Annotated in this window: 22 protein-coding genes; 9 read left to right on the forward strand and 13 right to left on the reverse strand. The window is 59.6% G+C overall.

The features are described 5' to 3' along the window. The first annotated feature begins 6 nt into the window (after window positions 1-6). From AB4O11_RS16615 to AB4O11_RS16625, 3 genes are all read left to right on the forward strand, one after another. Window positions 7-411, forward strand: a complete 405-nt coding sequence (locus AB4O11_RS16615) for a hypothetical protein (RefSeq protein ID WP_460127529.1) — start codon at window positions 7-9, stop codon at window positions 409-411. A 207-nt stretch (window positions 412-618) separates the two neighbouring features. Next, window positions 619-831, forward strand: a complete 213-nt coding sequence (locus AB4O11_RS16620; protein ID WP_460127531.1) for a type II toxin-antitoxin system HicA family toxin — start codon at window positions 619-621, stop codon at window positions 829-831. After that, window positions 831-1,235: a type II toxin-antitoxin system HicB family antitoxin gene (locus AB4O11_RS16625; RefSeq protein WP_186625199.1), complete on the forward strand. Its 405-nt coding sequence runs from the start codon at window positions 831-833 to the stop codon at window positions 1,233-1,235. The genes AB4O11_RS16620 and AB4O11_RS16625 overlap by 1 nt, the downstream gene beginning before the upstream one ends. Before the next feature lie 69 nt (window positions 1,236-1,304). On the opposite strand, the gene AB4O11_RS16630 is transcribed toward AB4O11_RS16625, so the two are convergent. Next, the gene (locus AB4O11_RS16630; RefSeq protein ID WP_116256524.1) at window positions 1,305-2,492 is read right to left on the reverse strand and encodes an MFS transporter; all 1,188 of its coding nucleotides are present in this window, start codon (window positions 2,490-2,492) and stop codon (window positions 1,305-1,307) included. 241 nt (window positions 2,493-2,733) lie between these two features. Here AB4O11_RS16630 and AB4O11_RS16635 point away from each other — a divergent pair, with 241 nt between their 5' ends. Then, the gene (locus AB4O11_RS16635; RefSeq protein ID WP_460090200.1) at window positions 2,734-3,345 is read left to right on the forward strand and encodes a hypothetical protein; all 612 of its coding nucleotides are present in this window, start codon (window positions 2,734-2,736) and stop codon (window positions 3,343-3,345) included. A 239-nt stretch (window positions 3,346-3,584) separates the two neighbouring features. On the opposite strand, the gene AB4O11_RS16640 is transcribed toward AB4O11_RS16635, so the two are convergent. From AB4O11_RS16640 to gcl, 8 genes are all read right to left on the reverse strand, one after another. Beyond that, window positions 3,585-4,583 carry a sulfate ABC transporter substrate-binding protein gene (locus AB4O11_RS16640; protein WP_034151535.1) on the reverse strand — a complete coding sequence of 333 codons (999 nt, stop codon included), beginning with the start codon at window positions 4,581-4,583 and terminating at the stop codon, window positions 3,585-3,587. Window positions 4,584-4,687: 104 nt separating this feature from the next. Beyond that, window positions 4,688-5,512 carry an ion transporter gene (locus AB4O11_RS16645; protein ID WP_093439865.1) on the reverse strand — a complete coding sequence of 275 codons (825 nt, stop codon included), beginning with the start codon at window positions 5,510-5,512 and terminating at the stop codon, window positions 4,688-4,690. 21 nt (window positions 5,513-5,533) lie between these two features. Further along, window positions 5,534-6,448 carry an urea transporter gene (locus tag AB4O11_RS16650; protein ID WP_460127534.1) on the reverse strand — a complete coding sequence of 305 codons (915 nt, stop codon included), beginning with the start codon at window positions 6,446-6,448 and terminating at the stop codon, window positions 5,534-5,536. A gap of 137 nt (window positions 6,449-6,585) precedes the next feature. Then, window positions 6,586-8,001, reverse strand: a complete 1,416-nt coding sequence (pyk, locus tag AB4O11_RS16655) for a pyruvate kinase (protein ID WP_186625207.1) — start codon at window positions 7,999-8,001, stop codon at window positions 6,586-6,588. Continuing rightward, on the reverse strand, window positions 7,998-9,272 hold the full coding sequence (locus AB4O11_RS16660; RefSeq protein ID WP_460127537.1) for a glycerate kinase type-2 family protein: 1,275 nt from the start codon (window positions 9,270-9,272) through the stop codon (window positions 7,998-8,000). Before AB4O11_RS16660 ends, pyk begins: the two co-directional genes overlap by 4 nt. 160 nt (window positions 9,273-9,432) lie before the next feature. Beyond that, complete coding sequence (locus AB4O11_RS16665; protein WP_007919937.1) at window positions 9,433-10,326, reverse strand: 2-hydroxy-3-oxopropionate reductase; 894 nt, start codon at window positions 10,324-10,326, stop codon at window positions 9,433-9,435. 159 nt (window positions 10,327-10,485) lie between these two features. Then, entirely contained in the window at window positions 10,486-11,268 is a 783-nt protein-coding gene (gene hyi / locus AB4O11_RS16670; protein ID WP_095050211.1) for a hydroxypyruvate isomerase, read from the reverse strand. Window positions 11,269-11,406: 138 nt separating this feature from the next. After that, window positions 11,407-13,182, reverse strand: coding sequence for a glyoxylate carboligase (gcl, locus tag AB4O11_RS16675; RefSeq protein WP_007919935.1), 1,776 nt, complete (start codon window positions 13,180-13,182; stop codon window positions 11,407-11,409). Between the two features lie 268 nt (window positions 13,183-13,450). On the opposite strand from gcl, the gene AB4O11_RS16680 reads away from it, so the two are divergent. Together AB4O11_RS16680 and AB4O11_RS16685 are read left to right on the forward strand one after the other, a co-directional pair. Further along, window positions 13,451-13,891, forward strand: coding sequence for a GlcG/HbpS family heme-binding protein (locus tag AB4O11_RS16680; RefSeq protein ID WP_016987506.1), 441 nt, complete (start codon window positions 13,451-13,453; stop codon window positions 13,889-13,891). A gap of 209 nt (window positions 13,892-14,100) precedes the next feature. Then, entirely contained in the window at window positions 14,101-14,559 is a 459-nt protein-coding gene (locus AB4O11_RS16685; protein ID WP_093439884.1) for an REP-associated tyrosine transposase, read from the forward strand. A 112-nt stretch (window positions 14,560-14,671) separates the two neighbouring features. Here AB4O11_RS16685 and AB4O11_RS16690 read toward each other — a convergent pair whose 3' ends face one another. Next, window positions 14,672-15,277: a TetR/AcrR family transcriptional regulator gene (locus tag AB4O11_RS16690; protein WP_007919931.1), complete on the reverse strand. Its 606-nt coding sequence runs from the start codon at window positions 15,275-15,277 to the stop codon at window positions 14,672-14,674. Between the two features lie 135 nt (window positions 15,278-15,412). Between AB4O11_RS16690 and AB4O11_RS16695 the strand changes: the two genes are divergently transcribed. After that, on the forward strand, window positions 15,413-16,327 hold the full coding sequence (locus tag AB4O11_RS16695) for a DUF808 domain-containing protein (RefSeq protein WP_093439889.1): 915 nt from the start codon (window positions 15,413-15,415) through the stop codon (window positions 16,325-16,327). A gap of 181 nt (window positions 16,328-16,508) precedes the next feature. On the opposite strand, the gene AB4O11_RS16700 is transcribed toward AB4O11_RS16695, so the two are convergent. Further along, window positions 16,509-17,297 (reverse strand): MlaA family lipoprotein, encoded by a 789-nt coding sequence (locus AB4O11_RS16700; RefSeq protein WP_034151542.1) that lies wholly within the window; start codon window positions 17,295-17,297, stop codon window positions 16,509-16,511. Further along, complete coding sequence (locus tag AB4O11_RS16705) at window positions 17,290-18,588, reverse strand: serine/threonine protein kinase (protein WP_099758388.1); 1,299 nt, start codon at window positions 18,586-18,588, stop codon at window positions 17,290-17,292. The genes AB4O11_RS16700 and AB4O11_RS16705 overlap by 8 nt, the downstream gene beginning before the upstream one ends. Window positions 18,589-18,812: 224 nt before the next feature. On the opposite strand from AB4O11_RS16705, the gene AB4O11_RS16710 reads away from it, so the two are divergent. Beyond that, the gene (locus AB4O11_RS16710) at window positions 18,813-19,181 is read left to right on the forward strand and encodes a hypothetical protein (protein WP_257357719.1); all 369 of its coding nucleotides are present in this window, start codon (window positions 18,813-18,815) and stop codon (window positions 19,179-19,181) included. A 97-nt stretch (window positions 19,182-19,278) separates the two neighbouring features. Here AB4O11_RS16710 and AB4O11_RS16715 read toward each other — a convergent pair whose 3' ends face one another. Continuing rightward, a complete protein-coding gene (locus AB4O11_RS16715; RefSeq protein WP_460127540.1) occupies window positions 19,279-20,874 on the reverse strand; it encodes a glycoside hydrolase family 17 protein in 1,596 nt (531 codons plus the stop codon). Between the two features lie 286 nt (window positions 20,875-21,160). On the opposite strand from AB4O11_RS16715, the gene AB4O11_RS16720 reads away from it, so the two are divergent. Continuing rightward, window positions 21,161-22,012 carry a glycine betaine ABC transporter substrate-binding protein gene (locus AB4O11_RS16720; RefSeq protein WP_093439901.1) on the forward strand — a complete coding sequence of 284 codons (852 nt, stop codon included), beginning with the start codon at window positions 21,161-21,163 and terminating at the stop codon, window positions 22,010-22,012. Window positions 22,013-22,228 lie beyond the last annotated feature (216 nt).

Here is a 22,228-nt window from a genome sequence, read left to right on the forward strand (position 1 = left end):
ACCGCCATGCACACCATCGCCCGAATCACAGTCCTCACACTGGCCCTGGGCTTGAGTGCATGTGCGGTGCAACGCCCGGAACCGACCACCAGCCTGCCGCCGATCCCGCCTTCGCAACCGAGTCCGACCCCGTCGACCTCGCCGGCCCCGAGCAAAAGCATCCCGGCAAAACCGGCCAAACCCGTCCCGCGCACCTCGGCCAGCTTCGCACCGCCACCGGGCGGCAACAGCCACTGGGACCAGAAACTCGGCGTCTACGTCCTCGACGACCAGACCAACACTTTCTACCGCCAGCGCACCTACTACCGCTGGAACAACGGCTGGAGCCGCTCGGTCAGCCCCAATGGCCCGTGGGAAGACACCAACATCCACGGCGTGCCCCCGGGGTTGGGCAAGCAGTTTGGGCAGTAAATGAAAACGGCGATCTTTGGATCGCCGTTTTGCTGTGTGCCTGTAGGGTTCGCACAGAAATTGCTCAAGGAAGTGCTGCGCAAAGCTCAGGATCTAGCGTTTCAATCACACTCTGTAAAACAACCGGGCGTCGCTCTGTGGACTTTTGTGCTTGAGTAAAGATAACTCTAGGGTTATTTTTAATGGGCCGGGGCAAGGAGGCGATTGGTGCAAAGCAGGTTATTGATCAAGGAGCTGGAGGAGGCGGGTTGGACGCTGGACCGGATTACCGGCAGTCATCACATTTTCAGGCACCGTTACAACCCTTACACGATTCCCGTCCCTCACCCGAAAAAGGATTTGCCGTTGGGGACAGTCAAAAGCATCAGGAGACGTGCCGGGTTGTACAACCCGCCAGCCAGTTTCAAAGGAGATCCATAATGCAATATCCAATCTGTATCGAGTGGGGAGACGAGAACACTGCCATCGGTATTCAGATCCCCGATATTCCCGGCGCCGTTACAGCAGGGGATAGCTTTGAAGATGCCTACAACGCGGCGGTTGAAGTCGCCCACATCCTGCTGCAGGAGATTGCGGCGGACGGGGAGTCGATTCCTATGCCGACTTCGGCATCCGCTCATCGCAGTAATCCGGACTTTGCCGACATGGGTTGGGGCATGCTCGAGCTGGACATTTCGCCCTATCTCGGCAAGACCGAAAAGGTCAACGTGACGTTGCCTGGCTATGTAATTCAGCGCATCGATCGTTATGTGCGCGAACACAACGTCAAAAGCCGTTCCTCCTTTCTGGCGGATGCGGCGATGGAGAAACTGGTTCGTTACTAAGCTTCATCGCTCCCTCAGGCTAAATGAATAACCCGTGGGAGCGAGCCTGCTCGCGAAGCTTTTGCGACCTTACGCCGTTGCCAATGAACTGCGCTGCGAAGCACTCAAAAACCGCAACAACGCCAACAGCGGGAACGCACTTCCCACAATCACGATCCACAACCAGCCGCCATGCTCATACACCGCACTGGCCACCGACGAGCCGAAGGCGCCGCCGATGAAGATGCTGGTCATGTACAGCGCGTTCAGACGACCACGGCTTTTGGCGTCCAGCGAGTAGACCGCGCGCTGGCCGAGGACCATGTTCATCTGCACGCAAAAGTCGAGCACCACGCCGGTCACGGCCAGGCCGATGACGCTGTAGGCCGGATGGATGAAGGCGGGCAGGAAGCTCAGGCTGGCGAATATCATCGCCAGCAGCGAAGCGATGCGGGTGTGTCCGGCGTCGGCCAGGCGTCCGCTGATCGGCGCGGCGATGGCACCGATGGCGCCGACCAGGGCGAAGATCGCGATTTCGCTTTGCGACAAACCATGGTTGCGCGCCAGTTCCAGCGGTACCGCAGTCCAGAACAGGCTGAAGGTGGCGAACATGCAACCCTGATAAAACGCCCGTTGGCGCAACATCGGTTGTTGGCGCAGCAGGGTCCACAGCGAACCGATCAGTTGGCCATACGTGGCGCTGTGATCAGGCTGACGCTTTGGCACGGTCAGCGCCAGTACCACGCTGATCGCCGCCATCAGCGCGGCAGCAATCATGAACATCGCCCGCCAGCCGAGATGGTCAGCGACCACGCTCGACACCGGTCGGGCCAACAGAATACCCAGCAACAAGCCGCCCATGATCCCGCCGACCACACGACCGCGAGACTCTTCCGGCGCCAGATGCGCGGCCAGTGGAATCAGGATCTGCACCGACACCGAACTGAAGCCCACCAGCAACGAGATCAGCAGGAACACGTTCGGCTGATCGGTAAACGCCGCCGCCAACAGACTGGCAATCGCCACCACGGTGGTGGTGATCATCAAACGGCGGTTTTCCAGCAGATCGCCCAGCGGCACCAGAAAGAACAGGCCCAGCGCATAGCCAATCTGCGTCAGCGAGACGATGAAACTGGCCATGGTGTCGGAGAGGCCGATGTCCGGCGCGATCAGGCCGATGATCGGCTGCGCGTAGTAAATGTTGGCAACGATGGCGCCGCAGCAGAAGGCGAACAGCAGCACCATGCCTCGGGTCATTGCGTGAGTGGTGGTGGTCATAAGGTTTCTCGATCCAGCGAAAGAATGCGCTAAGGCTATGGGGCAAACCGGATGGGCAGAAGACGCCTTCGGTTGATATCAGTTATTCCGTTGCGCAATGACGGGGTGCTAGCAGCGTGTCATCCATCGGCGGACCTTGCGTCCGACCGTTGCGGGTCGATGATACATTCACTTACATCCTGTTCGATAGCGTGCTTATGTTTGTATTGGCTTGTTCAACATTCATGACCGGAGGATTGCAATGAAGCTTCGTCTTATCGCAACGATTGTCCTGACTAGCCTGCTCGGCGCGATGAGCGCACAGGCCGCCGACGCACCGGGGATGCGCATCGGTGTACGCGGCGAGATCACCGGGGTCAGCGCCGACAGCCTCAAAGTCCACGTCAACAGCGGCGAGAACGTGGTGATCCAGTTGACTGGTGACACCAAAGTTCGCGCGGTCACCCTGGCCAATATCGAGGACATCAAACCCGGCAGTTACATTGGTTCGGCGGCGATGCCTCAAGAGGATGGCACGCTCAAGGCACTGGAGGTGCATGTGTTTCCGCCGGAACTGGCGGGCAGCGGCGACGGCCATCGGCCGTTTGATCTGGCCAAGGGCAGCAGCATGACCAATGGCAGCGTCGGCGACCTGGTGGTGAGCAACGGGCGGGTGCTGACGGTTAACTACAAGGGCGGGCAGCAGAAGATTCTGGTGCCGGAGGATGTGCCGATCGTCAATCTGGTGCCCGGGGATCGGACTTTGCTGAAGGTGGGGGTGAAGATTGTTACGTTCGTCACGCAGGGTGCGGATGGCACGCTGACGGCGCAATCTATTTCTGCGGGGAAGGATGGGGTGACGCCGCCGATGTAGAAGCCCCTCACCCTAGCCCTCTCCCGGAGGGAGAGGGGACCGATTGGGGGATGTTGAAGGAATACGCCGACCTGAAACTGCGATGCCGAATCCATAATCGATAAGGTTTCTCAGGTCGATGTAACTCGCCAGACACCTCGGTCGGCCCCCTCTCCCACCGGGAGAGGGCTGGGGTGAGGGTAAAGCGTCCACAAAAAAGGTGACCTCTGAGAGTCGCCTTTTTCATCACGGCTTAAACCTTACTGCCCACTATAAATCTGATCGAAAACCCCACCATCATTGAAGTGAGTCTTCTGCACCGTACGCCAGTCACCAAAGGTCTTCTCCACCGAAAGGAAATCAACTTTCGGGAAGCGATCGGTGTACTTCGCCAGCACCGCCGGGTCACGTGGACGCAGGTAGTTTGCCGCAGCAATCTCCTGGCCTTCCGGCGACCACAGGTACTTCAGGTACTCATCCGCCGCCGCACGCGAGCCTTTCTTGTCGACCACTTTATCGACCACAGAAACCGGCGGCTCAGCCTCAGCCGAAACACTCGGGTAGATCACTTCAAACTGATCACGACCAAACTCGCGGGCAATCATTTCCGCTTCGTTTTCGAAGGTCACCAGCACGTCGCCGATCTGGTTGGTCATGAACGTGGTGGTCGCCGCACGGCCACCGGTGTCCAGCACCGGCGCCTGCTTGAACAGTTTGCCGACGAAGTCTTTGGCCTTGTTCTCGTCGCCACCGTTCTTCAGCACATAACCCCAGGCCGACAGGTAGGTGTAGCGGCCGTTACCCGAGGTTTTCGGGTTTGGCACGATCACTTGCACGCCGTCCTTGAGCAGATCCGGCCAGTCTTTGAGCGCTTTCGGGTTGCCTTTGCGGACGATGAACACCGTGGCCGAGGTGAACGGCGCGCTGTTGTTCGGCAGACGCGTGACCCAGTTTTCCGGGACCAGTTTGCCGTTGTCGGCGAGGGCGTTGATGTCGGTGGCCATGTTCATGGTGATGACGTCAGCCGGCAGGCCGTCGATCACCGAACGCGCTTGCTTGCTCGAGCCGCCGAAGGACATCTGCACGGTGATGTTTTCGTTGTGCTCGGCTTGCCAGTGTTTCTGGAACGCAGTGTTGTAGTCCTTGTAGAAATCGCGCATCACGTCGTAGGAAACGTTGAGCAGCGTCGGGGCTGCCTGAGCGATGTTGGCCAAGGCCAGGCCGGCGGCGAGAAGTGAGGCGCCAAAGAGTTTTTTCACTGCGCATTCCTTGTTTTATCGGTGTAGAAGCAGGGGGTGATGTTCAATTGCCACTGACTATAACGGCGCGCGCATAGTCGTTTAAAGATTAAAAAGCTCTTTGCTTATTCCAGTTTCTTGAACAGCGCATTGCCGCATCGCGAGCAAAACGCGGCGCCATGTTCATGGCTGTTTTTCTTGCACACCGGGCAATCGTGTTGCAGCTGTTCGCCGCGCATGGCGTTGGCCAGTTCGGCGGTGAAAATCCCGGTCGGCACGGCGATGATCGAGTAACCGGTGATCATCACCAGCGACGAAATCACCTGACCCAGCGGGGTCTTCGGCACGATGTCGCCGAAGCCCACGGTGGTCAGCGTGACGATCGCCCAATAGATGCCTTTGGGAATGCTGGTGAAGCCATGCTCGGGGCCTTCAATCACGTACATCAGGGTGCCGAACACCGTCACCAGGGTGCAGACGCTGACCAGAAACACCACGATCTTCTGCTTGCTGCCGCGTAGCGCCGACATCAGATAATTGGCTTGCTTGAGGTACGGGCTGAGCTTGAGCACGCGGAAAATCCGCAGCATGCGGATGATCCGGATAATCAGCAGGTACTGCGCATCGCTGTAATACAGGGCGAGGATGCCCGGTACGATCGCCAGCAGATCCACCAGCCCGTAAAAGCTGAAGGCGTAGCGCAACGGCTTGGGCGAGCAGTACAGACGCAGGATGTACTCGCCGAGAAAGATGATCGTGAAGCCCCACTCGATGTAGGCCAGCACGTCGGCATAGTTCTGGTGAATGCTGTCGATACTGTCGAGCATCACGATCACCAGACTGGCGAGGATGATCAACAGCAGGGTGCCGTCGAAGCGACGCCCGGCGAGGGTGTCGCTCTGGAAAATCATGACGTAAAGCCGTTCGCGCCAACTGTTGCTGCTGTCCATGGATAACGCCTGAATCGAAGATCAGCGCAGCCTAGGTTGATTCTCCCCGTGAGCGCAAGGCGCACGCTCGACGGTGGCTTTGCCGAGCATCTGAATCCCGGCGCGGATCAGCCAGCCGGCGAGGATAAACGGCGCGGTCAACGTGGCGAGGCCGACGGCCGCAAACAGCGGTGTAACCAGCAGCGCTAACACGATGCCGACTAGCGGCAGCCAGGGTTGTTGGCGTTGCGCGGAAAAGGCGAGGGCGGCGAGTACGGCGTTGTAGCTGCCGAGGCCTAACAGTGCAGCACTGGTTTCGTGGTGCAGCAGACTGGAGCCGAGGCCGATCGCCGACGCCAGCAGCGCCCAGCAGAATGCACGGCGATCAGCGATCAGCAAGCCGACGGCGATCAATGCGCCCGCCAGTGGATGACCGAGGAACATCACCTGACCCAAGCCGCGCAGTTCAGCGGCGAGCAGGTTCAGCGGGCTCATCTCGATGTGCGCCATCGGCGCCGACGGCTCGGCGAACAGCAGCAGGATCCAGCTCATGGCCACGAACGGCGAGGTGTAGGCTGGAATCGATCGGCTGCTGTACACATGTTTGAGCCATTGCTGCGTGGCCATCGCGCTCAGTCCGCCGGCTGCAAGAATCAGCGGCGGCAGCAGCGGCGACCAAGGGAAATAAAGACTCAGCAATAGGCCGAGCAGCACACCGTTGTAGCTGAACAGTCCAGCCTGGCGATCAGCCTTGGCGTAGTTGCGCCGTTGCGCGGTGAGCAAACCGGCGACGGCACCGAGCAGCGCACCGGCGAACAGCACCGGTGCTGTCAGCAGGATCGCCAACAGGCACAGCAGACCACACAGCGGATGGCGCTGGAGGAATATCTGACTGAAACCGTTGAGCAAAGCCTCGGCCCAGTCGGGGCAGTGGGTGTTGAAGTGATTGGCAGGCATGGCAGGTCATTCGATACTGATCGTTCCCACGCTCTGCGTGGGAATGCCTCAAAGGACGCTCTGCGTCTGCTCTTGGGACGCAGAGCGTCCCGGGCCGCATTCCCACGCAGAGCGTGGGAACGATCATGGTGGGGGGCTTAAATCAACGTTTCGATCCGCAGCGAGTTAGTCGACCCGGGCTGCCCGAACGGCACCCCCGCAGTGATCAGCAGCGTGTCGCCGCGCTCGGCCATACCCTGCGCCTGGGCGATTTCCAGCGCGGTCGAGCAAACCTCATCGACCTGACGCAGGCGATCGTTGACCACCGAATGAATGCCCCACGCCACGCTCAAACGCCGTGCGGTCTGCAGGTTCGGCGTCAGGTTGAGGATCGGCGCTTTCGGCCGTTCCCGCGCTGCACGCAAACTCGACGCACCGGACTCGCTGTAGTTGACCAGCACCGCCACCGGCAGCACGTTGCTGATGCGCCGGATCGCGCAGCTGATCGCATCGGACACGGTCGCTTCCGCTTTCGGCCGGCTGACGTCGAGCTGGGTCTGATAGTCCGGACCGTTTTCCACCTGGCGAATGATCTTGCTCATCATCTGCACCGCTTCGAGCGGGTATTCACCGGACGCGGTTTCCGCCGACAGCATCACCGCATCGGCGCCTTCGGCCACGGCGTTGGCAACGTCAGTCACTTCGGCGCGGGTCGGGGCAGGGGAGAAGCGCATCGACTCAAGCATCTGCGTCGCCACCACCACCGGTTTGCCGAGTTCGCGGCAGGTGGTGATGATGTTCTTCTGAATCTGCGGCACGCTTTCGGCCGGTACTTCAACGCCGAGATCGCCACGGGCAACCATGATCGCGTCGCTCAGTTCAGCGATTTCGCGCAGTTGCTCAACGGCCGAAGGCTTCTCGATTTTCGCCATCAAAAAGGCTTTGTCGCCGATCAGTGCGCGGGCTTCGATGATGTCTTGCGGGCGTTGCACAAACGACAGCGCGACCCAGTCCACACCCAGTTCCAGACCGAAGCTCAAGTCACGACGATCCTTGGCAGTCAGTGGGCTGAGGTCGAGCACTGCTTGCGGCACGTTGACGCCTTTGCGATCCGACAACTCGCCGCCGTTGAGCACGGTGGTGTCGATCGCGTCAGCGTATTTGGTGACCACACGCAGACGCAGTTTGCCGTCGTCGAGCAGCAGGTCCATGCCCGCTTCCAGCGCTTCGATGATTTCCGGATGCGGCAGATTCACCCGGCGCTCATCGCCCGGTGTTGCGTCCAGATCCAGGCGGAACGCCTGACCACGATGCAGTTGCACCTTGCCGTCGGCGAACTTGCCGACGCGCAGTTTCGGTCCCTGCAAGTCCATCAGAATGCCCAGCGGATAGTTGAGCTGGCGCTCGACTTCGCGGATCCACTGATAGCGCTTGGCGTGGTCGGCGTGATCACCGTGGCTGAAGTTCAGGCGGAAGATGTTGACCCCGGCTTCGACCAGTTCACGGATGTCTTCGATGCCATCGACAGCAGGCCCGAGGGTGGCGAGGATTTTGACCTTTTTATCAGGCGTCATGATTTGCAGCTCTCAAGGATCAGAATGGCGCGGAAGTCGTTGACGTTGGTGCGGGTCGGCTCGGTGACGATCAACGCATCGAGCGCCGCGAAATAGCCGTAGCCGTTGTTGTTATCCAGCTCGTCGCTGGCGCTCAGGCCAAGACCGGCGGCGCGGGCGTAGCTGTCCGGGGTCATGATTGCGCCGGCGTTGTCTTCCGAGCCGTCGATGCCGTCGGTGTCACCGGCCAAGGCGTAAACCCCGGGCTGGCCTTTGAGGCTGTCGGTGAGGCTAAGGAGGAACTCGGCGTTGCGCCCGCCACGGCCATTGCCGCGCACGGTCACGGTGGTTTCGCCGCCGGAGAGAATCACGCACGGTGCCGCCAATGGCTGGCCGTGATGGATGATCTGGCGGGCGATACCGGCGTGGACCTTTGCCACTTCGCGCGATTCGCCTTCGAGGTCGCCGAGGATCAGCGTGCTGAAACCGGCCTGACGGCATTTCACCGCCGCAGCGTCCAGCGATTGCTGAGGGCGAGCGATCAACTGGAAGTGGCTGCGCGCGAGGCTTGGATCACCGGGTTTGACGGTTTCCGACTCAGGGCTTTGCAGCCAGGTGCGTACCGAAACCGGAATCTCGATGCCGTAGCGTTTGATGATCGCCAGCGCTTCGGCGGAGGTGCTTGGATCGGCCACGGTCGGGCCGGAAGCGATGACCGTGGCGAGGTCGCCCGGTACATCGGAAATCGCGTAGGTATAAACAGTCGCGGGCCAGCAGGCCTTGCCCAGACGCCCGCCCTTGATCGCCGAGAGGTGCTTGCGCACGCAGTTCATCTCGCCGATGGTTGCGCCGGATTTGAGCAGGGCTTTGTTGATCGACTGCTTGTCAGCGAGGGTGATGCCTGCGGCCGGTAGCGCCAGCAGGGCAGAGCCACCACCGGAGAGCAGGAAGATCACGCGGTCGTCTTCGCTCAGGTTGCTGACCAGTTCCAGCACGCGTTTGGCCACGGCCAGACCGGCAGCGTCCGGCACCGGATGCGCGGCTTCGACCACTTCGATTTTTTCGCACGGGGCGCCGTGACCGTAACGGGTCACCACCAGGCCAGACACGTCACCTTCCCAGCAGCGCTCGACCACTTGTGCCATGGCAGCAGCGGCTTTGCCGGCACCGATGACGATCACCCGACCGCTGCGATCAGCAGGCAGATGGGCTTCGAGGACCTGGTTCGGATGGGCCGCGTCGATGGCTGTGGCAAACAGCTCGCGCAGCAGTTGTTGCGGATCGACCGACATGGCGGGCTCCCGGAATTCTTGTTATTCGAAAGGGCGGTAGAGATCCCTGTGGGAGCGAGCTTGCTCGCGAAAGCGGTGGATCAGTCAATATCCATGTCGACTGACACGCCCTCTTCGCGAGCAAGCTCGCTCCCACAGGTTTAAGCGGTGGGGCAGTGGCTTATTTGTTGTCGCGAATCGAGAAGTTGGCCATGTGCTCCAGACCCTTGATCAGCGCCGAGTGGTCCCAGTTGCTGCCACCGATGGCCGCGCAGGTGCTGAACACTTGCTGGGCGTTGGCGGTGTTCGGCAGGTTGATGTTCAGCTCTTTGGCGCCTTGCAGGGCCAGGTTCAGATCCTTCTGGTGCAGGCTGATGCGGAAGCCTGGATCGAAAGTGCCTTTGATCATGCGCTCGCCGTGCACTTCAAGAATCTTCGAGGAGGCGAAACCGCCCATCAGTGCTTCACGCACCTTGGCTGGATCGGCACCGTTTTTCGAAGCGAACAGCAGGGCTTCAGCGACGGCCTGAATGTTCAGGGCGACGATGATCTGGTTGGCGACTTTGGCGGTCTGACCGTCGCCATTGCCACCGACCAGAGTGATGTTCTTGCCCATGGCCTGGAACAGCGGCAGAGCGCGTTCGAAGGCATCGGCGTCGCCACCGATCATGATGCTCAGAGTCGCGGCTTTGGCGCCGACTTCACCACCGGACACCGGTGCGTCGAGGTACTGCGCGCCTTTCTCGTTGATCTTGGCGGCGAACGCCTTGGTCGCGGTCGGCGAAATCGAGCTCATGTCGATGACGATTTTGCCTTTGCTCAGGCCGGCGGCAACGCCGTCGGCGCGGAACAGTACGTCGTCAACCTGCGGGGTGTCCGGGACCATGACGATGATGAATTCAGCTTCCTGCGCGACTTCGCGCGGGTTGGCCAGGGCGACGGCGCCAGCGGCGACCAGGTCGGCCGGGGCGGCGTCGTGGTGCGCCGACAGGAACAGGCTGTGACCGGCTTTCTGCAGGTTCGAAGCCATTGGGTGGCCCATGATGCCGGTGCCGATAAATCCGATTTTAGCCATGAGAAAATCCTCTTGTTTTTGTCTTGCTCAAGCAAATAGGGGAGCTGCTCTGTGTGGGAGTGAGCTTGCTCACGAATGCGGTGGAACATTCAATATCCGTGTTGACTGAACCACCGCATTCGCGAGCAAGCTCGCTCCCACAGGGTTTTTGCAGTGTTCTTAAATTGCGTTATGGGTTTTCAGCCAGCCGAGGCCTGCTTCGGTGGTAGTCAGCGGCTTGTACTCGCAACCCACCCAACCCTGATAACCGATGCGATCGAGGTGTTCGAACAGGAAGCGGTAGTTGATTTCACCGGTGCCTGGTTCGTTGCGCCCCGGGTTGTCCGCGAGCTGCACATGGTTGATCTCGCCCAGGTGCGATTGCAGGGTGCGGGCCAGATCGCCTTCCATGATTTGCATGTGATAGATGTCGTATTGCAGGAACAGATTGGCGCTGCCGACCTGCTCGCGAATCGACAGGGCTTGCGCTGTGTTGTTCAGGTAGAAACCCGGAATGTCGCGGGTGTTGATCGCTTCCATCACCAGTTTGATGCCCGCTGCCTGCAGCTTGTCGGCGGCGTATTTCAGGTTGGCGACGAAGGTCTTTTCCACGGTGGCATCGTCAACGCCTTGCGGACGAATACCGGCCAGGCAGTTGACCTGGGTGTTGCCCAGCACTTGCGCGTAGGCAATCGCCAGATCGACCCCGGCGCGGAACTCTTCAACCCGATCCGGCAGGCACGCGATACCGCGCTCGCCCTTGGCCCAGTCACCGGCCGGCAGGTTGAACAGCACTTGGGTCAGACCGTTGGCGTCGAGCCTGGCTTTGATTTCAGCGGAGCTGAAGTCGTACGGGAACAGGTATTCAACGCCGCTGAAACCAGCCTTGGCGGCGGCGTCGAAACGGGCAAGGAAATCCTGTTCGGTGAACAGCATGGACAGGTTGGCTGCGAAACGCGGCATGGTGGTCTCCCGTTCTAGATTCTCGTTCCCACGCTCTGCGTGGGAATGCCTCAATGGACGCTCTGCGTCCGCTTTGGGACGCAGAGCGTCCCGGGCTGCGTTCCCACGCAGAGCGTGGGAACGATCAGCGGTCAGCAGTTAATCAAGCAGCGAAATCGCCGTTGGCGCATCGTTGCCGACCAGCGCCAGGTCTTCGAATTCGTTGACGGCGTTGATCTCGGTGCCCATGGAGATGTTGGTCACACGCTCCAGAATGATCTCGACGATCACCGGCACCTTGAACTCTTCGATCATCTGTTCGGCCTTGCGCAGGGCAGGGGCGATTTCCGACGGTTCGAATACACGCAGCGCTTTACAGCCGAGGCCTTCAGCCACTGCGACGTGGTCAACACCGTAACCGTTGAGTTCCGGCGCGTTCAGGTTATCGAAGGACAGCTGCACGCAGTAGTCCATTTCGAACCCGCGCTGGGCCTGACGGATCAGACCCAGGTACGAGTTGTTCACCACGACGTGGATGTACGGCAGTTTGAACTGAGCGCCGACCGCCAGTTCTTCGATCATGAACTGGAAGTCATAGTCCCCCGACAGGGCCACGACTTTCCGGCTCGGATCGGCCTTCACCACGCCCAGCGCTGCCGGAATGGTCCAGCCCAACGGGCCGGCCTGGCCACAGTTGATCCAGTGACGCGGCTTGTAGACGTGCAGGAACTGCGCGCCGGCAATCTGCGACAGACCAATGGTGCTGACGTAGCAGGTGTCCTTGCCGAACACCTGGTTCATTTCTTCGTAAACGCGCTGTGGTTTCACCGGCACGTTGTCGAAGTGGGTCTTGCGATGCAGGCTGGCTTTACGCTGCTGGCAGTCTTGCAGCCAGGCACTGCGGTTTTTCAGCTTGCCGGCGGCTTGCCATTCACGCGCCACTTCGATGAACACGGTCAGTGCTGCAGCGGCGTCGGAAACGATGCCCAGATCCGGCGTGAACACACGACCGATCTGCGTGCCTTCGATGTCGACGTGAATGAACTTGCGACCTTCGGTGTAAACGTCAACCGAACCGGTGTGACGGTTGGCCCAACGGTTACCGATACCCAATACCACGTCGGATTTCAGCATGGTCGCGTTGCCGTAACGGTGCGAAGTCTGCAGGCCAACCATGCCCACCATCAGTGGGTGGTCGTCCGGGATGGTGCCCCAGCCCATCAGGGTTGGGATCACCGGGATGCCGGTCAGTTCAGCGAATTCAACCAGCAGATCGCTGGCGTCGGCGTTGATGATGCCGCCGCCGGCCACCAGCAATGGACGCTCAGCCTGATCCAGCAAAGCCAAAGCCTTCTCGACCTGAACGCGGGTCGCAGTCGGTTTGGCCAGCGGCAGCGGCTGGTAGGCGTCGATGTCGAATTCGATCTCGGCCATCTGCACGTCGAACGGCAGGTCGATCAGCACGGGGCCAGGACGGCCGGAGCGCATTTCAAAGAACGCTTTCTGGAACGCGTAAGGCACCTGGCCCGGTTCCAGAACAGTGGTCGCCCACTTGGTGACTGGCTTGACGATGCTGGTGATGTCGACAGCCTGGAAGTCTTCCTTGTGCATACGGGCGCGGGGTGCCTGGCCGGTAATGCAGAGGATTGGAATCGAGTCGGCCGAGGCGCTGTAGAGCCCGGTGACCATGTCGGTACCGGCAGGGCCGGAAGTACCGATGCACACGCCGATGTTGCCGGCCTTGGTGCGGGTGTAGCCCTCGGCCATGTGCGAGGCGCCTTCAACGTGGCGAGCAAGGACGTGATCGATGCCACCGACCTTCTGCAAGGCGGAGTACAGCGGGTTGATGGCAGCGCCCGGGATGCCAAAAGCGGTATCAACCCCTTCACGGCGCATCACCAGAACGGCGGCTTCGATTGCTCTCATTTTGCTCATGGTTTTGTGCCTCTTTACGTTTTGTAATTGTATACAAGTGGCTTTGCGCAGAGTGTATTCACGGCGGACGGCGCAGGTCAATCCATTTTCTCAAGCGCCTGTTTCATTCGTCGGAAGCCTTTCTGACTGTGGCTTTTCGTCGCATGTGGCGCTTTTCGAGAATTATTGTATACAAAAAAATAACTCATTGTGTTCTATTTGTTGCATCGACCTGCGGCAGAAAACCGCAGGCCCACGACTTTCCCTATAACAAAATGAGGACGGCACCATGAGCGCTTTAACCTTGAAAGTCGCAGTCAACCTGGTCAACGAAGCCATCAACGCAGGGCGCGGCATCAATGCCGCGCCGCTGACCATCGCGGTACTCGATACCGGCGGTCACCTGATCACCCTGCAACGCGAAGACGGCGCCAGCCTGCTACGCCCGAACATCGCCATCGGCAAAGCCTGGGGCGCCATCGCGCTGGGCAAAGGCTCACGCCTGCTGGCACTCGACGCCCAACAACGCCCAGCCTTTATTGCCGCACTCAACAGCATGGGCCAGGGCAGCGTCGTGCCGGCACCGGGCGGTGTGTTGATTCGGGATCAGGCGGGGAATGTGCTGGGCGCGATCGGGATTAGCGGGGATTTATCGGATATTGATGAGCAGGTGGCGATCAGGGCGGTGGAGGCGTTGGAGTTGAGGGCGGATGCGGGGGTGGCTGCTTGATCTTTAGCGTCTGAACTGAAGTCTTCGCGAGCAAGCTCGCTCCCACAGGTTTGTGTTCTGTCACATAAAGTGTGAACACCTCAAATCCCCTGTGGGAGCGAGCTTGCTCGCGAAGGCGATTCAACGGACACATCTGGCTAACAGTCTTGACGCTTCCTCCCCGTGTACAGATCTAACCTTTCAGGTCATCTCTTGAAAGGGGCAAAGGAATGCCGAAACTGTCCGCTTCACATCGCTTGCGCTTTGGTCGTTACGACGAGCCCAACCGAATTTATCTGCTGACTGCCAATACCCTATATCGCGAACCTGTTTTCCACGATTTTGCGTTGGGCAGGTTGGTCGTTGACCAATTTCGACGCGCCCAAGAGCAGGGCTTTGCCGACTCTTTGGCGTGGGTGGTTATGCCTGACCACTTTCATTGGTTGATCGATTTGAAGCGAGGTTCCTTGAGTGACCTGATGCAACGGACCAAATCCTTGAGCGCGCGGGCTGTGAATATGGCTGCGGATAGAAAAGGCAGTTTGTGGCAGCAGGGATTTCATGACCGTGCGCTGAGGCGGGAAGACGATTTGGTGAAAATGGCGCGTTATGTCGTGGCCAACCCATTGCGGGCAGGTTTAGTGCAGAAGTTTGGCGACTATCCCCTGTGGGATGCGATGTGGGTCTGACAGGCTAACCGAGTCGCTCCATTCGCGAGCAAGCTCGCTCCCACATTGGATCTGTGGCGTTCACGAATCCCTGTGGGAGCGAGCTTGCTCGCGAAGCAGTCGCCGCGGTCTATCAGTCCGGCTCACACCCCTTCAACACCAGCCGGATAATCGTCTGCGCCGCCGCTTCATAATCTGCCTCGTCCAGCTTGTCCTTGCCGGTCACCGCAGAAATCTGCCAGTCGAAGTCGGCGTAGGTCTGGGTCGCGGCCCAGATGCTGAACATCAGGTGATTAGGGTCGATCGGGGCAATTTGCCCGCGGTCGATCCAGCTCTGGATGCAATCGATGTTGTGCTTGGCCTGGCCGTTGAGTTGCTCGACCAGGTCGGCGCTGAGGTGTGGGGCGCCGTGCATGATTTCGCTGGCGAATACTTTCGAGGCGAAGGGCAGGTCGCGGGAGATGCGGATTTTCGAGCGGATGTAGCCGCTCAGCACTTCGCTCGGTACGCCGTCCGGATTGAACGGGGTCGAGGCCTGCAAAATCGGCACGATGATGCTTTCCAGAACCTCGCGGTAGAGGTTCTCCTTGGACTTGAAGTAGTAGTAGACATTGGGCTTGGGCAATCCCGCCTTGGCGGCGATGTCGCTGGTTTTGGTCGCAGCGAAGCCCTTGTCGGCAAACTCCTCACTGGCGGCACGCAGGATCAGTTCTTTGTTGCGCTCGCGGATTGTGCTCATAAACCCGGTGGTTCCTTGCCTGTTCTGGCGGTTGCGCATGGTAGCACCGGCCTCGCGCAGCGCTCAAGAATGCCCCGTGTGGTCTGTGGTCGCGTTATGCTTCGCACCATTCATACATAAAAGGAAACAGGATTCATGGCAGGAAGCAGTTTGCTGGTGCTGGTCGACGATATTGCCACTGTGCTGGATGACGTGGCGTTGATGAGCAAAATGGCCGCCAAGAAGACCGCCGGCGTACTCGGCGATGATCTGGCGCTCAACGCCCAGCAGGTATCCGGCGTGCGTGCCGAACGGGAAATCCCCGTGGTCTGGGCCGTGGCCAAGGGTTCTTTCGTCAACAAACTGATTCTGGTGCCATCGGCGCTGGCGATCAGTGCGTTCGTGCCGTGGCTGGTGACGCCATTGTTGATGGTCGGCGGTGCGTATCTGTGCTTTGAGGGTTTTGAGAAGCTTGCGCACAAGTTTCTGCACAGCAAGGCTGAAGACGAGGTCGAACATGCGCAACTGACTGAGGCGGTAGCCGATCCGGCGACCGATCTGGTGGCCTACGAGAAAGACAAGATCAAAGGCGCGATCCGCACTGACTTTATCCTTTCCGCAGAAATCATCGCGATCACCCTGGGCACCGTGGCTACTGCTTCGCTGACTCAGCAAGTGATCGTCATGTCCGGTATCGCGATTGTGATGACGGTGGGCGTTTATGGACTGGTGGCGGGCATCGTCAAACTCGACGACCTCGGCTTGTGGCTGACGCAAAAGCCTGGGCAGTTGGCGAAGAAAATCGGCAGCGCCATTCTCAGTGCCGCGCCGTACATGATGAAAACCCTGTCGGTGGTCGGCACGGCGGCGATGTTCCTGGTCGGTGGCGGCATCCTCACCCATGGCGTGCCGGTCGTGCATGACTGGATTGAAGGCGTTGGCGCCGCGGCGGGGAGTGCCGGGTTTGCGGTGCCGATGTTGCTCAATGGTGTGGCGGGGATTATTGCCGGTGCGGTGGTGTTGGCGGTGGTTTCCGTTGTCGGCAAAATCTGGAAAGCCGTGAAGGGCTAACCAGCGACACAAAACAAATGTGGGAGCGAGCTTGCTCGCGAAAGCGGAGTATCAGTCGACTTAAATGTTGACTGGACTACCGCATTCGCGAGCAAGCTCGCTCCCACATTGGATTCAGCTGATGCCATGAAAAAGGGCCATTCGACTCGCATCGAATGGCCCTTTTTTGTGCCTGCCGTTTTTACTCGGCGATCTGCAACTTACGCGCTTCGGTATACACGTAACGCACCTTCTCGTACTCGAACGGCGAGTTCATCTGGCCGTAGCGGAAGCTGGTCTGGTAGCGCTTGTCGACCGCGCGCAGGGCCCAGATTTCCGGGTGGTTGGAGCTGACTTCCGAGACGTTGAGGAAGTTGATCGCTGATTCGGCGGTGTAATCCACAGCAAGACCGGCGGTGTCGCGGATGTTCGACGGGCCGAGGATTGGCAACACGAAGTAGGCGCCGCCCGGTACACCGTAGAAGCCCAGGGTCTGGCCGAAGTCTTCGCTCTGGCGCGGCAGGCCCATGGCGGTCGCTGGGTCCCAAAGGCCGGCAATGCCGATGGTGGTGTTGAGCAGCAGGCGCGCGGTGGTTTCCATCGAGCGCTGACCTTTGAACTGCAACAGGCTGTTGACCAGGTTCGGCACGTCACCGAGGTTGTTGAAGAAGTTGCTTACCCCGGTACGCACAAAACTCGGCGTGATGTAGCGATAGCCATCGACCACCGGCAGGAACACCCATTGGTCGAAGCGGTAGTTGAAGTGGTAAACCCGACGGTTCCACGACTCCAGCGGGTCGTAGACGTTCAGCGCGTTGAGCGTCGAACGCTCGAATTCGCGCTGATCCAGCCCCGGGTTGAACTTGAGTTTGGACAGTGGCTCTTTGAAGCCGTCGCTGTCGACGACGACCGGCGCGTTGGCTTTACTGTTGTCGGCCTGGGCCACGCCTGCGCAGAGGAGCGCTGCCATCAGCAGGAGATATTTAGCCACGGAAGAACTCCAGCATGGCGTCGCTGTTGACGCGGTAGTTAAGGTTGCCGCAATGGCCGCCCAGTGGATAAACGGTCAGACGATCACCGAACGTTTTACGCAGGAAACCGAGATCGCCCGGGCCGAGGATCACGTCGTCGGCGTTGTGCATCACGGCGATTTTCGGGCTGTCATGCAGGTAATCCTTCAGCGCATACAGACTGACCTGATCGATCAGTTGCAGCAGGCTGCCGCCGTCAGTGCGCGCACGCCACATCGGGATCACCTGTTCGGTCAGGTAGCAGTCGAAGTCGCACTGCAGCGCACGCTTGAGGAACGGCGTGAGGCTGGTGCCTTCTGTGATCGGGAACTTCGGCGGGGTGATCAGGCCGCGACGGTTGATCAGATCCGAGGTGAAGGCAATGTCGGCCGCCGAGAAGCGGAACGAGGTGCCGATCAGCATCGCCATCTGTTCGTTGGTCAGGTGCTGCTTGGACTGCTGGAAGTCGTAGAGCAGTGCATCGTTGAGGTCGATGTAGCCTTTCTGCTGGAAGTAGCGGGTCAACTTCGACAGCACCAGTTCATAGAACGTGGTGCTGTTGTTGATGCCTTTCACCTCGGTTTGCACCAACTTGTCGAGGTTGGTCACCGAGGTGTAGAGGTTGACCGGCGGATTGAGCAGCAGGACTTTCTTGAAGTTGAAGCTGCGGCGCGTCTCGTCCAGATGCGCGACGAAGGCGGCATCAAGGGCGCCGAGGCTGTAACCGGTCAGGTAGTACTCGGTCACCGGCAGTTTCGGGTTCTGCGCGCGCACGGCCTGCATCACTCGATACATGTCCTCGGCGTCTTCCTTGGTCACGCCCGGGGTCGCGAAGCGCGAGGCGGCGCTGATGAAGTCGAAACTGGTCGGCGACGACAATTGCACGACGTGGTAGCCGGCCTTGTAGTAGAGCTTTTTCAGGTATTCGTTGAGGGTGCTGTCATAACGCGCGCCGGTGCCGGCGATCAGGAAGATCAGCGGTGCCGGTTTGTCCTGGGTGGCGATGCGATAGGTGAGTTTTTTCACCGCCCAGAAGTTATCCGGCAGGATGAACTCTCGCTCCGGGCGCAACGTCAGGCTGCGGTCCGACTGATTGATGTCGTCGTCCAGCGGCAATTCCGGGCGCAAGTCCGGCGGCGTCGTGGCGATGGTCGCCTCGAACGGGTTGGTCAGGGGGTAGCCATAACTGGCGGCATCGATATCCACCGCCAGTGCGGACGCACTCAAAATAAGGCCGCTGAACAGCGCGGCGAAGCGCAAGGAACGGAGCATGACTAGATCCCTTAGAGGAAGGTGCCGAATGAAGTTCGCAGGCTATGACCACCGGGGTTGCGCCAAAGTGCCATGCTGCGGCACCAAACAGGCAGAATTCGGAGTAATAGTAGCTGGACGATACACTTTGCACGCCCTGAATGAACAGTTAACAGTTGTTAGTTCTTGCACACGGCTGGCGGCAGATTAAGCTGGCCGCCGATTTCCAAAGATTGGAGTGTTTCATGTCCCGCCGTTTGCCCGTGATTTTGCTGCTCATTCTGTTGCCGTTGTGGCTGGCCGCCAGTTATGGCGCGCGTTATGGCTTTATGGAAGACGGAAAGTGGGTGGGCATCTGCGTGGATGAGGCCAGTCGCTGGGAATGTCAGGTGCGCTCGAACCTTGGGTTGATGATTCACTTCAAGGTGCTGGGCTGGACGGCGTTGGGTGCGGCGTTGATCGGTTTTGTCTTGCCGGGGCGGGCAGGGTGGTGGCTGGCGGTGCTGGCGCTGGTGTTTGGGGCGCCGGCGCTGGCGTTGTACAACACCACGTTGGCGGTGTTTGCGCTGGTGATTGCCGGGTTGCGTCTGGTCCGGGAGTCCCGCAGCGCCTGACAGTCAGTCTTCGCGAGCAAGCTCGCTCCCACATTTGGAATGCATTCTCCTGTGGGAGCGAGCTTGCTCGCGAAGAGGTCTTTAGCCTCGCTGAAAATCAGACCTTGCGAACGCGAAGGCAGCGCCACAAAGCAGCCACCATCAACACACTCACCAACGCCCAACCCCACGCCTGCTGATTCTGCAGGCCTTCCTGATACAACTGCGGCGCAATCCCCGCGCCGACAATAAACGTCAGCAGGGCAATTTCCCGACGCGGCACGCTCACCGGCCGGCACAGATAAACCAGCGCCGGCAGCACGAACGCCATGCTCGCAAAGCTGCGATAACGCGGATCGAAGACCATCTCCAGCATCATTACTGCTGCGGCAAAACCTGCCGCTGCGACCAGCCAGCCCGCGCGGCGCTCCAATAGATTGAATGCCCGCTCACGCCAGCCAGTACGGGCGCTCAACGTCAACGCAGTGTGCGCCAGAACCAACAGATTCAACACCGTCAGCAAGCCGACCCACAACCACTCACTGGCAAACCGCGTGGTTACCCGTGCGAGATCACCCCAGGCACCAATCGAGCAAGCGGCGAGGGCACCCAGCAGCGGCAATACCAACGCCGAGCGTGTAGTGCGAACGCGACCGCCAAGGATCAGCGTGCCAAGAAAAATCAAACCACCGACCGCCAGCCATTCCTTCCAATAGGGGACGTTGGTCACCGGCCCGGCCAGCACACCCTTGTCGTGACGGTCGGCATCGAACAAGCCCCAATAGCCACCGACTGCGCCTTCACTGCCGCGCTTCCACGGCTGGTCGAAGGCTTCGATCAGGTTGTAATGCCAGCCTTCCTTCTCGGCCATCGCGACAAAACCACGAATGAATTTGGCCTCATTGACCCGACTCGGCAGGGCGGTTTCGCGCTGACGGCCTTCGCTCGGCCAGCCGGTTTCGCCGATCATCACGTCTTTCGGTGCGAATTTATTACCGAACACCTGGCGCACATCCGCCACATGCTGCAGGGCGACATCGATGTTCGACGGATCATCTTCCCAGTACGGCAGCAAATGAATTGTCAGAAAGTCCACCGCTGGCGCGACTTCAGGATGCTTGAGCCAGAACTCCCAGACATCGGCGTACGTGACCGGTTGCTTGACCTGACTTTTGACCTTGTTGATCAATCGGGCCAGTTGCGCGCCGGTGACTTCCTTGCGCAGCAGCGCCTCGTTGCCGACGATCACTGCACTGACCACATCCGCGTTGGCGTTGGCCGATTTGATCAGCAGGTCGACTTCCTTTTCGGTGTCCACCGGGTTGCTGTTGACCCACGCGCCGATCATCAATTTCAAGCCGTGTTTGCGCGCCAGATCCGGCAGCGCCTCAAGGCCCGTCATCGAGTAAGTGCGTATGCACTCAAAGCGTGTCGCCAGCAATGCGAGGTCGGCGTCCATGCGCTCCGGGCGCAGTTTGAACGGCACGTCGAACGGCGATTGGTCTTTATCGAACGGGGTGTAGGAGGCGCACTGCAATTTATGCGTCGGGGTCGCGGCGTCGGGCAGGATCACTGGTTGGCCGAGGCCGTACCAGAAGCCGCCGAGGGCAAACAGCCCGAGCAGGCAGGCGAAGAGATAAGGCAGAAAGGGGAAGCGGGAAGTCGCGGACATGGTCAGGCCGAGTGGCTGCAAAGCGAGGCATGTTACCTGCATTTATAGAGGGGTTGGTGACCGGCATGATTTGCACATGCAAAGTTCGGGCGGATTATTTGGCGTCATTTATATAGCCGCGATTAATGGCCTTCTGATGTCGTTTCTCGTTGCCTTGAGGTCGCTGACAGAGCAGGTCGCCTGCGGCGTCAGGTTGATGATCAAGGCATCAGTACTCCGCTGATGTTCGAGTTGGTTTGCGGTCAGGCGTGATGGGGGCGCTGTGCACCATAACAATACGTTGACGATGCCCGGCATCCGTCGGGCGCAGCATTTCGGGGAAGTAACGATGAAGATGCGACGACTTTTAGGCGCAGGTGCCGCTGTGGTGCTTGCGATGAGTTCCACTTTCGCCAGCGCAGAAAAACAGACCCTGAACATCGGTTACGTTGACGGCTGGTCCGACAGCGTTGCGACCACCCACGTAGCGGCTGAAGTGATCAAGCAGAAACTCGGCTACGACGTGAAACTGCAAGCCGTTGCCACCGGGATCATGTGGCAGGGCGTAGCCACCGGCAAACTCGACGCCATGCTTTCGGCCTGGCTGCCCGTGACCCACGGCGAATACTGGACGAAAAACAAGGATCTGGTCGTCGATTACGGCCCGAACTTCAAGGATGCGAAAATCGGCCTGATCGTGCCGGAGTATGTAAAAGCCAAGTCGATCGAAGACCTGAAAACCGACGACACCTTCAAAAACCGTATCGTCGGCATCGATGCCGGGTCAGGCGTAATGCTCAAGACTGATCAGGCGATCAAGGATTACGGCCTCGACAAATACAGCCTCAAAGCCAGTTCGGGCGCCGGCATGATTGCCGAGCTGACCCGTGCCGAGAAGAAAAACGAATCCATCGCCGTCACGGGTTGGGTGCCGCACTGGATGTTCGCCAAGTGGAAACTGCGCTTCCTCGACGACCCGAAAGGCGTGTATGGCGCAGCTGAAACCGTGAACAGCATCGGCAGCAAAGAGCTGGCAACCAAGGCGCCGGAAGTGGCCAAGTTCCTGAAGAACTTCCAGTGGGCGTCGAAAGACGAAATCGGCGAAGTCATGCTGGCGATTCAGGACGGTGCCAAACCTGAAGCCGCGGCCAAGGATTGGGTGGCCAAACACCCGGATCGCGTGGCTGACTGGACCAAATAACCGCCACACCGCCTAACCCTGTGGGAGCGAGCCTGCTCGCGAATGCGATCTGTCAGTTGATGCAAATATCGACTGATCCGACGCCTTCGCGAGCAAGCTCGCTCCCACAGTTGTTTTGTGTGTACCGGAAATTGGCAAAAGTGTCATGGCGTTCTACTACTAAGGTCGTCTGTTACCGCGCTCGCAGCCGCATACATTAGCTATGTTCCAACAATA

This window comes from Pseudomonas sp. H1_D05, from assembly GCF_054682705.1.

Excerpts from the sequence above, each read along its gene's own strand:
- AB4O11_RS16615 (WP_460127529.1), top strand. The coding sequence starts at position 7 with ATGCACACCATCGCCCGAATCACAGTCCTCACACTGGCCCTGGGCTTG.
- AB4O11_RS16625 (WP_186625199.1), top strand. The coding sequence starts at position 831 with ATGCAATATCCAATCTGTATCGAGTGGGGAGACGAGAACACTGCCATC.
- AB4O11_RS16630 (WP_116256524.1), bottom strand. The coding sequence starts at position 2,492 with ATGACCACCACCACTCACGCAATGACCCGAGGCATGGTGCTGCTGTTC.
- AB4O11_RS16635 (WP_460090200.1), top strand. The coding sequence starts at position 2,734 with ATGAAGCTTCGTCTTATCGCAACGATTGTCCTGACTAGCCTGCTCGGC.
- AB4O11_RS16645 (WP_093439865.1), bottom strand. The coding sequence starts at position 5,512 with ATGGACAGCAGCAACAGTTGGCGCGAACGGCTTTACGTCATGATTTTC.
- AB4O11_RS16650 (WP_460127534.1), bottom strand. The coding sequence starts at position 6,448 with ATGCCTGCCAATCACTTCAACACCCACTGCCCCGACTGGGCCGAGGCT.
- pyk (WP_186625207.1), bottom strand. The coding sequence starts at position 8,001 with ATGACGCCTGATAAAAAGGTCAAAATCCTCGCCACCCTCGGGCCTGCT.
- AB4O11_RS16660 (WP_460127537.1), bottom strand. The coding sequence starts at position 9,272 with ATGTCGGTCGATCCGCAACAACTGCTGCGCGAGCTGTTTGCCACAGCC.
- AB4O11_RS16665 (WP_007919937.1), bottom strand. The coding sequence starts at position 10,326 with ATGGCTAAAATCGGATTTATCGGCACCGGCATCATGGGCCACCCAATG.
- hyi (WP_095050211.1), bottom strand. The coding sequence starts at position 11,268 with ATGCCGCGTTTCGCAGCCAACCTGTCCATGCTGTTCACCGAACAGGAT.
- gcl (WP_007919935.1), bottom strand. The coding sequence starts at position 13,182 with ATGAGCAAAATGAGAGCAATCGAAGCCGCCGTTCTGGTGATGCGCCGT.
- AB4O11_RS16680 (WP_016987506.1), top strand. The coding sequence starts at position 13,451 with ATGAGCGCTTTAACCTTGAAAGTCGCAGTCAACCTGGTCAACGAAGCC.
- AB4O11_RS16685 (WP_093439884.1), top strand. The coding sequence starts at position 14,101 with ATGCCGAAACTGTCCGCTTCACATCGCTTGCGCTTTGGTCGTTACGAC.
- AB4O11_RS16690 (WP_007919931.1), bottom strand. The coding sequence starts at position 15,277 with ATGAGCACAATCCGCGAGCGCAACAAAGAACTGATCCTGCGTGCCGCC.
- AB4O11_RS16695 (WP_093439889.1), top strand. The coding sequence starts at position 15,413 with ATGGCAGGAAGCAGTTTGCTGGTGCTGGTCGACGATATTGCCACTGTG.
- AB4O11_RS16705 (WP_099758388.1), bottom strand. The coding sequence starts at position 18,588 with ATGCTCCGTTCCTTGCGCTTCGCCGCGCTGTTCAGCGGCCTTATTTTG.
- AB4O11_RS16710 (WP_257357719.1), top strand. The coding sequence starts at position 18,813 with ATGTCCCGCCGTTTGCCCGTGATTTTGCTGCTCATTCTGTTGCCGTTG.
- AB4O11_RS16715 (WP_460127540.1), bottom strand. The coding sequence starts at position 20,874 with ATGCAGGTAACATGCCTCGCTTTGCAGCCACTCGGCCTGACCATGTCC.
- AB4O11_RS16720 (WP_093439901.1), top strand. The coding sequence starts at position 21,161 with ATGAAGATGCGACGACTTTTAGGCGCAGGTGCCGCTGTGGTGCTTGCG.